Below are 9334 nucleotides of genomic sequence, written 5' to 3' on the forward strand. Positions count from 1 at the left end.
CGCCGGCCGCGTACGCGACCCGGGTCGTCGTCGGCGTGGGCCGCGCCGCCGGCGACGAGGCGCAGGTTGGGCCGTGCGTCGTCGCGGTGGTCGGGCTCGGTGTCGCGGACCGTGCGGCCGCGCGGTTGGTAGCGGCGGGCGTCCGCCATCCGGCTGCGGCGCGGCGGCGTCCCGACCTCGGGCTCGTCGTCGCGGCGGCGCGGCATGGTGGACTCCTCGTGACTCGGTCGGGGTGCCTCCCGGCCGGCTGGCTCGCCGGCCGGGAGGCGTCGGTCAGTTCGGTGCAGTTTTCCGGTTCGGTTCCGTCGCGGGTCCGGATCCGTTCCGGTTCAGTTCAGCGCGGTCCGGCGCGACCACATGGCCCCGCCGGACCGCCGGATCAGTCGTTCTGCGCGGTGACGCTCACCGGGCCGCTGGCCGGCTCCGGCACGCTCAGCACGCGCCCGTCGGGCAGCCGGATGACCGCCGTCGAGCCGGCCGGCACGAGGCCGAGCCGGCGCGCCGCGGCGGCCAGGTTGCCCGGCGCCTCGACGATCGTCAGGTTCTGCGCGAGCTGCGCCTCCTGCTGGTCGAGCGCACTCTGCGAGTTCTGCAGGTTGTCCAGCGTGAACGCGTTCTCGTTGATCTTGGTGTTGATCAGGAGCACGCCGAACACGCCGGCCACGACGATCACCAGCAGCAGCACCAGGAACGGCGCCCGGGGCACCGCCACCGGCATCGGCGGCGCCACCCGCAGGCGGCCCAGCCCGGTGCGGGCCCGCGCCGGCGCCGGTACGCCGGCGCCCGCCGCCGAGTCCACGCGGTCCGCCGTCGTGGCCAGGTCGGGCCCCTGGGCGGGTGCCTGCTCGACAGTGATCTCGCGCTCGTCGAGCACCTCGGCGTACTCGTCGATCTGCAGTGCGTTGGCCCCGACCACGGTGCCGCGCCGCGCGGCCTGGCGTGCCGCGTGGGCCGCGTCGCGGGCGGCCCGGCTGTTGTCGCTGCCCGCGGTGCGGCCGGTGCCGCGCAGCGGCACGACCTGGGGCCGCGTCGCGCGCCGGATGTCGGCGCCGCTGCGGCCGGTGCGGGCGTCGGGTGTCTTCCCGGTCATCGCCCTCCCCCTCCATCTTTCGCGGTATGGCGACCGGGACGCCCCCGCGTCCCGGGTTGGTGCATGGCGACCCGCGCCGCGCCGCCCGGCGCGCGCGGGTCGAGGCTCTCGACCGCCCGCAGCCGCGCGGGCGCGGCCCGCGGGTTGACCGCCACCTCGGCCTCGTCCGCCTGCTCCGCCCCCCGCGTGAGCAGCCGCACGGTCGGCCCGTAGCCGGGCAGTTCGACCGGCAGGTCCGGCGGGGCGCTGCTGCGCGCCCGACGGGCGAACTCCTGCTTGACGATCCGGTCCTCCAGCGACTGGTAGGACATGACCACCACGCGTCCGCCCGGCGCGAGCGCGTCCAACGCCGCCGGCAACGCCGCCTCCAGCGCCGCCAGCTCGCCGTTCACCTCGATCCGCAGCGCCTGGAAGGTGCGTTTGGCCGGGTGTCCGCCGGTGCGCCGGGCCGGCGCCGGGATGGCGTCCCGGACCAGCTCGGCGAGCAGCGCCGAGGACGTGATTCTGTTCTTCTCGCGTTCCCGCACGATCGCCCCGGCGATCCGGCCGGCGAACTTCTCCTCGCCGTAGACCCGCAGGACCCGCGCCAGCTCCCCCGCCGGGTAGGTGTTGACGACCTCCTCGGCCGTCACCCCCCGGGTGGGGTCCATACGCATGTCCAGCGGCGCGTCCTGGGCGTAGGCGAAGCCGCGGGCCGCCTCGTCGAGCTGCATCGAGGACACCCCGAGGTCGAACAGCACCCCGTGGACCGCGCTGATGCCCAGCTTGGCGAGCACCTCGGGCAGCTCGTCGTAGACGGCGTGCACGAGGTGGACCCGGTCGGCGTAGGGCGCCAGGCGCTCGCGCGAGGCGGCCAACGCGTGCGGGTCACGGTCGAGACCGACAAGCTCCACATCGGAGTACGCCTCCAGCACGGCGGCCGCGTGGCCCCCGAGCCCGAGCGTGGCGTCCACGTGGACGGGTGTCGCTCCGCGGGCGGCGTCGAACGCGGGTCCGAGCAGCTCCAGGCAACGGTCCAGAAGGACCGGTACATGCCTGCGCGACTCCCCCACGTCGACCCCCTAATTGCCACCGGTGTGACCGTTCGCGGCGGTCACACCGGAGCGAAGCGTCAGCGGTACCATTCGCACGTACCGCCAGATCCCCATCCGCCCTTCTGGCGCCTGGCACCGGGGAAGGGATGTCAGGAGCCGCGCCGAGCGGCTGGAGATCTGGCGGTACGGCAACCCCGTCGGTGTCGACAAGGGACGGATGGACCGCCAACCCCCACGGGCTCGTCAGAGCCCGCCGGGTAACACCCCTTCCTCGATGCCGGAGAACGCTTCCTCGCTCTCGGCGAGATACGTCTCCCAGGCCTGCGAGTCCCAGATCTCCACGCGGCTGCTCGCTCCGATCACGACGACGTCACGGGTGAGCCCGGCATATTCCCGCAGGTGACCGGTCACGTTGACCCGGCCCTGCTTGTCGGGGACCTCGTCCTGCGCGCTGGCGAAGAACACCCGGCTGTACGCCCGGGCGGCCTTGTGGGTCATGGGCTGCGTCTGCAGCTGTTCGGCGATCCGACGGAACTCGGCGTCCGGGAACACGTAGAGACAGCGCTCCTGCCCTTTAGTGATCACGACACCTCCCGCCAGCTCGTCACGAAACTTCGCCGGAAGAATCAGCCGGCCCTTTTCGTCCAGGCGAAGGGTGTGGGTGCCGAGAAACACGACCCCACCCCCCTTCCGCGTGGCGCCTCCGCGTGCGTCGCGTTTCCATGCGTCGCGGTGCTGCGCGGTCCCCCCGGGGCCGGCGGCCGCCTCCCGGCTCCGCCATTGCGCCCCACTCTACTCCACTTCCCTCCACCGTCAATCAGTTTGACCTCGTGTCGGGCGTGATCGCCGCGCTAAATCCGCAGGTGAGCAACGGTGGAGGGCAGTGGAGGGCCGGCGCGCCACCCACCCCGCACCCGGGCACGGCGCGCCGCCACGTGCTACGGGTTACCGACGGGTTCTCACAACCCGTTCGACACCGCGTTCGACACCGGATCCCGACTCCGTCGGGCGGGCGGGACGCGTCTGTCGCGCCCACGCCGTACCCCACACGGTGACGCCTCCGGTCAACTCCGCGCCTGACACCCGCCAAGGGGTCGCCCCGCCGACCGCCGCCAGATGTTCCCGTGTAGCGGCTCGGCCCGCCCCCCGCCCGCCAGATGTGAGCAGCTGGCGAGAGGACGCTCAGGGCTCGCCAGATGTGAGCTTTTGGCGAGCGCGAGGGGCCCTCACCCCGCCAGATGTGCGCATCTGGCGGTGGCGGGCCGCCGGCCACAATATGTGCCCGGTGACGGCGGCCAGCGATGTCATCGCGCCGGCTGTGCGCAGTTGACGAGGCCCACCACCACACCTGGCCCGGGCGGTTCACATGACACGTTCAGGGAAGTCCCAGATAACCGGACAAAACATGCAATAATCGGCACGGGTCTCGTGACGGGGACACCCCGGTCCTGCGACGTGGAGACAGCGTGGTGGGGGCGGCCGCTCACAAGGCGGTCGACCCCACCACGCCCCTTTTGTCAGGTCAGCAGCCAGGCGGAACCGTTGCCGGGCACCGGGACGGCGCCGGGGGTCGAGGCGAGCGCCACGTCGCCCCACGACGCCGGCGGCATGAAGGGCTCGTCGCCGAAGACGGTGACCACGGTCAGCCGCCCGCGCCGGTACGCCAGGATGTCGTCGCGCCCCTCGACCGTCAGCCACTCCACCGGGGCCGCACCCAGGGCGGGCAGCAGCGACCGGCGCAGCGACAGTGCCGCCGCGTGCAGCACCAGCGACGACGACGGCTGATCCCACTGCGCCTCCACGGCGTACTCGCCGAACCATTCCGGCTGCGGCAGCCACGAAGGCCCGGTCGAGAAGCCGAAGGTCGGCGCGGACGCGTCCCAGGGCAGCGGCACGCGGCAGCCGTCGCGGCCGTGCTCGGCGCCGCCGGAGCGGAAGAAGATCGGGTCCTGGCGCGCCTCGTCGGGCAGGTCGAGCACCTCGGGCAGGCCGAGTTCCTCGCCCTGGTAGAGGTACACGGACCCGGGCAGGCCGAGGACCAGCAGCAGCGCGGCCCGGGCCCGGGCCGTGCCGAGCGCCAGGTCGATCTCGCCCCGCCCGCGCAGTTCGTCGGCGAACGGGTCGTTCGTGCCGATCCCGGACGGCCGTACGAGGCCGTACCGGGTGACGGACCGGTGCACGTCGTGGTTGGCGAGCGTCCAGGTGACGGACGCGCCCGTGGCCGCGATGGTGGCGAGCCCGCGCTCGACGGACGCCCCGAACGCGGCCGCCGACCACCGGCACTTGAGCAGGTCGAAGTAGAACGCCTGGGTGAGTTCGTCGGGGCGCAGGTACTGGGCGAGGTCGGTGACGGTCGGCACCCAGATCTCCCCGACCAGGGTCAGATCCCGGCCGTAGGAGGCGGCCAGGTAATGCCACCGGCGCAGGATGTCGTGCACCTCGGGACGGTTCTGCGCGTACTCGTTGTAGGACGCGGAGCCGTCGGCCGGGAACGCCCAGTCGGGCAGGTCGGGGTGCTTGACCATCATGTGCGCGACGTCGATGCGGATGCCGTCGACGCCCCGGTCGAACCAGAACCGCAGCACCTTGTCGAAGTGCTCGACGACGTCCGGGCAGCGCCAGTTGAAGTCGGGCTGGGCGGGGTCGAAGCTGTGCAGGTACCACTGGTCGGTGTCGCCGACGCGGGTCCACGCGGGGCCGCCGAACACCGACCGCCAGTTGTTGGGCGGCTGGTCGCCGCGCCCGGTCCGGAAGACGAACCGTTCCCGCTCGGGCGAGCCGGCCTGAGCGGCCAGCGCGGCCACGAACCACGGGTGCGCGGACGAGCAGTGGTTGGGCACCAGGTCCATGAGCACCCGCAGGCCGCTCTCGTGGGCGGCCGCGAGCATGTCGTCGAAGGCGGGCAGCCCGCCGTAGCGGGCGTCGATGTCGAGGTAGTCGGCCACGTCGTAGCCGTGGTCGACGCCGGGCGACGGATAGCACGGGTTGATCCACAACCCGTCGACGCCGAGCCGGACGAGGTGCGACAGTCGCGACCGCAGGCCGTCGAGGTCACCGACCCCGTCGCCGTCGGAGTCCGCGAAGGAGCGCAGGTACACCTGGTAGATGATCGCGTCGCGCCACCACGGCGCGGTGATCCCGAGCCTGGACATCAACCCATCATGCCCGATCGTGCGCGCCCGCCCACGGGGACGGGGCGGGCGCGCACCGGGTCTCAGCCGACGACGCGGCGGAAGCCGATCGCGCTGCTCCAGATCCTGTGCCTGCCGACCCGGGTGCCGGGCCGCGCGGCCTCGTAGATGTAGCCGTTGCCGGCGTAGATCGCGGCGTGGTACGCGTACCCGCCGCTGTAGAAGACGACCAGGTCGCCCGGCTTGGCGGCGCTCTTCGAGACGGCCCTGCCGTAGCGCTTCTGCCCGTTGGCGCTGTGCGGCAGCGCGACGCCGGCTTTGCGGTAGGCGTAGGCCGTCAGGCCGGAGCAGTCGAACGCGTTCGGGCCGCTCGCACCGTACACATAGGGCTTGCCGATGCGGCTGACCGCCGCCGCGACGATCTTCTGCCGGGCGGTCGGGCGCACCGTGATCGTGACCGGCTTCGACACCGCGGCGGTGCGGGTGGCCGAGGCGGCCACGACGAGCTTGTAGTACCGGGTCCTGCCGGGCTTCGGGTAGGCCTTGAAGACGCCGTCCGCGGTGAGCTTGCGGGTGAGGACGGTGCGCCACTTCCCGCCGGGGCTGCGGGCGAGCAGCTTCACGGTCGCGCCAGCGAGGCGCCTGCGGGCGGGCCCGACGGTGACGACGCCGGTCAGCTGGGACGAGTGTCCCTTCACGACGGTCGTCCGGCTCGCCCGCAGGGTGACGGCGGTGGTCTCGCGCACCGGCGCGACGGTGACGGTGATCGACGCGGGCGCCAGGCCCGCGCTGGTCGCCGTGGCGCTCGCGGCCTGCGCGCCGCCGGCCGCGACCAGAGATCCGGAGAGTACGCCGCAGGTCGCGGCGGCGAGGGCGCCGAACCGCTGGACGCGTCGTCGACGGGTGGCGGTGCCCGGCGCGCGGCCGGACGGGGGCATGGTGCAACCCGGGGTGGAGTACACGAATACTGTCCCTTCGGCACGCCTGCGGAGTTAGCTGTCGGGTTCGGGCGCGAAGGGAGCGGCGTGGTTCGCCGCGGGTGCCCGGCCGCGCTGGGCGGCTTCACCCCGAGGACGCCAGGGTCGGCGTCCGGAGTTGGTTCCCCCGCTCCTGCCCGTTCCCTGTGCAGTTGTTGGGGATGACGCGCGCACCGGGCGGGCAGGACTCGGCGTGACTCGGGTGGCGCGTGGCCCGGGCGGACCCGGGCCGGGAACCTTTCTAACCCAGATCTGCGGCGACCCGAGGTCACCGTTTCACCACGCTCCGTAGTCGGAGTCGGGGATGTCGGCGCGCCTGCGGCAGGCTGTCCGAAGTGTCCTCACGGTCCGCGTTAACGTGGCGACGCTACGTTGATATTCGCAGGTGACCCAGGTCACACAAAAAACCGCTCAGATACTGGGGCGTCGTCTGAAATGCCGGAAGTGGGGCGCGTGGTGCCGATCCAGGTGGCGGTGTGCGGGCCGGCCGAGTGCACGCCCGCCGAGGGCGAACTGGCCCACGAGGTGGGCGGGCTGCTGGCCCGGGCGGGGGCCACGGTCCTGTGCGGCGGCGGGCCGGGCGTGATGGCGGCCGTGGCCCGGGGCGCCCGCGACGCGGGCGGCCTGGTCGTCGGCGTGCGCCCCGACGCTGACCGCGCGGCGACGCGTACCCCCGAAGGTGACTTCCCGGTCATGGTCATGACCGGGATGGGCCAGGCCCGCAACGTCATCCTCGTGCTGTCGGCGGACGCCGTCATCGCCGTGGGCGGGTCGTGGGGCACGCTGTCCGAGGTCGCACTGGCCATGCGGCGGGGCAGGCCCGTGGTCAGCCTGGGCGGTTGGCAGGTCGCCGACGCCGCGGGGCGACCCGTGTCCGGGCCGGTCGTGGTCACGACAGCGGCCGAGGCGGTGCGGACGGCGCTGGAGGCCGCCCGGTAGGGTCGTCGCATCTGCGAGTCCCGGGAGACCACAGACGATGACGGATAACAAGCTGCCCCTGCGCGCGAAGGTGGCCACGTCGGTGTCCAAGACGGCCGCGGCGCTGTCGCGGGCGGCCGGGCGCGGCGACGGCTCGGTGATCGGCGGCTGGATCGGCCTCAAGATCGATCCGGACCTGCTGGCACACCTGGCCGCCGGGCGCGCGATCGCCCTGGTCTCGGGCACCAACGGCAAGACCACCACCACCCGCCTCACCGCGGCCGCCATGGGCGTGCTCGGCGAGGTGGCGACCAACTCCCTCGGCGCCAACATGCCGACCGGCCACACGTCGGCGCTGGCCAAGGCCGGCCACACGACGTACGCGGTGCTGGAGGTGGACGAGCACTACCTCAACCAGGTCGTGCAGGCCACCCACCCGAAGGTGATCGCGCTGCTCAACCTCAGCCGCGACCAGCTCGACCGGGCCAAGGAGGTGGCGATGATGGCCTCGCTGTGGCGCGACGCGCTGCGCGGCGTGGACACGCACGTCATCGCCAACGCCGACGACCCGATGGTCACCTGGGCCGCCCGCGACTGCGTGTCGGTGACCTGGGTCGCGTCCGGGCAGCGCTGGCACGACGACTCGTGGGTGTGCCCGGAGTGCGGCGCACACATCGAGCGCGAGGGCGACGAGTGGTGGTGCGTGGCCGGCGACCTGCGCCGCCCCACCCCCGCGTGGTCCGTGGCCGACGGGGCCGTGGTCGACCCCGCCGGCGTCGCGCACCCGGTGACGCTGCAGCTGCCCGGGCGGGTCAACGTCGCGAACGCGGCCACGGCCCTCGCCGTCGCGACGCAGTTCGGCGTCCGGATCCCGGACGCGCTGCCGCGCCTGTCGTCGGTCGCCTCGATCGCCGGCCGGTACGCGACGGTGGAACGCGACGGGCGGGTCATCCGGCTGCTGCTGGCCAAGAACCCGGCCGGCTGGCTGGAGGCGTTCGACATGGCCGAGGACGCGCCGACCCTCCTGGGGATCAACGCGCGCGACCCCGACGGCCTGGACACCTCCTGGCTCTATGACGTGGACTTCTCCCCGCTGCGCGGCCGCCGGGTGCTCATCACCGGCGACCGGGCGATGGACCTGGCCGTCCGGCTGGAGGTCAACGCGATCCCGTTCGAGCACGTCACCTCGTTCGACCGGGCGCTGGCCGCCGTGCCGCCCGGCCGGCTCGAGGTGATCGCCAACTACACCGCCTTCCAGGACATCCGAGCGGAGCTGGACCGTGTCAACTAACCCCTACGGCACCCCGGGTTACCGTCCGGCCCACGCGCGGCCCGACGACACCGACACGTATGTGGCGATCGTGGACGAGGCGGCGGCGGACGTGGCGGCCGCGTCGCACCTGGACGGCGGGTCGTCGTCCGCCCTGCGGATCGTATGGCTCTACCCCGACCTGCTGTCCACCTACGGCGACCGGGGCAACCTGCTGATCCTGGTGCGCCGGGCGCAGCTGCGCGGCCTGGCCGTCGAGGCGATCGAGGTGCGCTCCGACCAGGCGGTGCCCGCCGACGGCGACATCTACCTGCTCGGCGGCGGCGAGGACGGCCCACAGGCGCTCGCCGCGCAGCGGCTGGCCGCCGACGGCGGCCTGCACCGGGCCATCGACCGGGGGGCCGCGGTGCTCGCCATCTGCGCCGGGTACCAGCTGCTCGGCCGGTCGTTCTTCGCCAAGGGCGCCAAGTACCCGGGCCTGGAGCTGCTCGACCTGGACTCCGACCGGGGCCCCAGCCGCGCGGTCGGCGAGCTGGTCGGCGAGCCCGACCCGGCCCTGGGCCTGCCCACCATCACCGGCTTCGAGAACCACGGCGGACGCACCCACCTGGGCCCCGGCGTCAAGCCGCTGGCGCGGGTGAGCGCCGGCATCGGCAACGACGGCAGCACCGAGGGCGCCTGGCGCGACAAGATCGTCGGTACGTACATGCACGGCCCCGCACTGGCCCGCAACCCTGCCCTGGCCGACCTGGTGCTGGGCTGGGCGACGGGCGCCCCGCTCGGGCCGGTGGACGACACGTGGCCCGGCCGGCTGCGCGCCGAGCGCCTCGCCGCCGTGCGGCTCGGATGACGGCAGTCCCGGCCGACCGCACCGCGACGGCCGACCCCGTCGGCGCCCCGGGCGGGAAGCGCGG

Annotated in this window: 9 protein-coding genes; 3 read left to right on the forward strand and 6 right to left on the reverse strand. The window is 73.5% G+C overall.

Annotated features, from left to right (window positions below; translation table 11 throughout):
* The 6 genes from ABD211_RS23145 to ABD211_RS23170 all read right to left on the reverse strand — a co-directional run.
* A partial coding sequence (locus ABD211_RS23145) for a hypothetical protein (protein WP_344135721.1) occupies positions 1 to 206 on the reverse strand: 206 nt, incomplete at its 3' end.
* 173 nt (positions 207 to 379) lie between these two features.
* On the reverse strand, positions 380 to 1090 hold the full coding sequence (gene ftsL / locus ABD211_RS23150; RefSeq protein ID WP_344135724.1) for a cell division protein FtsL: 711 nt from the start codon (positions 1088 to 1090) through the stop codon (positions 380 to 382).
* Positions 1087 to 2142: a 16S rRNA (cytosine(1402)-N(4))-methyltransferase RsmH gene (gene rsmH / locus ABD211_RS23155; protein WP_344135727.1), complete on the reverse strand. Its 1056-nt coding sequence runs from the start codon at positions 2140 to 2142 to the stop codon at positions 1087 to 1089. Before rsmH ends, ftsL begins: the two co-directional genes overlap by 4 nt.
* Positions 2143 to 2367: 225 nt before the next feature.
* Positions 2368 to 2799, reverse strand: coding sequence for a division/cell wall cluster transcriptional repressor MraZ (gene mraZ / locus ABD211_RS23160; protein WP_344135730.1), 432 nt, complete (start codon positions 2797 to 2799; stop codon positions 2368 to 2370).
* A gap of 842 nt (positions 2800 to 3641) precedes the next feature.
* On the reverse strand, positions 3642 to 5276 hold the full coding sequence (locus tag ABD211_RS23165; RefSeq protein ID WP_344135733.1) for a glycoside hydrolase family 13 protein: 1635 nt from the start codon (positions 5274 to 5276) through the stop codon (positions 3642 to 3644).
* 62 nt (positions 5277 to 5338) lie between these two features.
* Positions 5339 to 6193 (reverse strand): C40 family peptidase, encoded by an 855-nt coding sequence (locus tag ABD211_RS23170; RefSeq protein WP_344135736.1) that lies wholly within the window; start codon positions 6191 to 6193, stop codon positions 5339 to 5341.
* 492 nt (positions 6194 to 6685) lie between these two features.
* Between ABD211_RS23170 and ABD211_RS23175 the strand changes: the two genes are divergently transcribed.
* The 3 genes from ABD211_RS23175 to ABD211_RS23185 all read left to right on the forward strand — a co-directional run bounded on the left by ABD211_RS23175 (position 6686) and on the right by ABD211_RS23185 (position 9270).
* The gene (locus ABD211_RS23175; RefSeq protein ID WP_344135738.1) at positions 6686 to 7171 is read left to right on the forward strand and encodes a TIGR00725 family protein; all 486 of its coding nucleotides are present in this window, start codon (positions 6686 to 6688) and stop codon (positions 7169 to 7171) included.
* Between the two features lie 37 nt (positions 7172 to 7208).
* A complete protein-coding gene (locus ABD211_RS23180) occupies positions 7209 to 8441 on the forward strand; it encodes a MurT ligase domain-containing protein (protein ID WP_344135741.1) in 1233 nt (410 codons plus the stop codon).
* Positions 8442 to 8550: 109 nt separating this feature from the next.
* On the forward strand, positions 8551 to 9270 hold the full coding sequence (locus tag ABD211_RS23185; RefSeq protein WP_344135744.1) for a type 1 glutamine amidotransferase: 720 nt from the start codon (positions 8551 to 8553) through the stop codon (positions 9268 to 9270).
* Positions 9271 to 9334 lie beyond the last annotated feature (64 nt).

Source organism: Luedemannella flava (assembly GCF_039528515.1).
Classification (GTDB): Bacteria; Actinomycetota; Actinomycetes; order Mycobacteriales; family Micromonosporaceae; genus Luedemannella; species Luedemannella flava.

Excerpts from the sequence above, each read along its gene's own strand:
- ABD211_RS23165 (WP_344135733.1), bottom strand. The coding sequence starts at position 5,276 with ATGTCCAGGCTCGGGATCACCGCGCCGTGGTGGCGCGACGCGATCATC.
- ABD211_RS23170 (WP_344135736.1), bottom strand. The coding sequence starts at position 6,193 with ATGCCCCCGTCCGGCCGCGCGCCGGGCACCGCCACCCGTCGACGACGC.
- ABD211_RS23180 (WP_344135741.1), top strand. The coding sequence starts at position 7,209 with ATGACGGATAACAAGCTGCCCCTGCGCGCGAAGGTGGCCACGTCGGTG.
- ftsL (WP_344135724.1), bottom strand. The coding sequence starts at position 1,090 with ATGACCGGGAAGACACCCGACGCCCGCACCGGCCGCAGCGGCGCCGAC.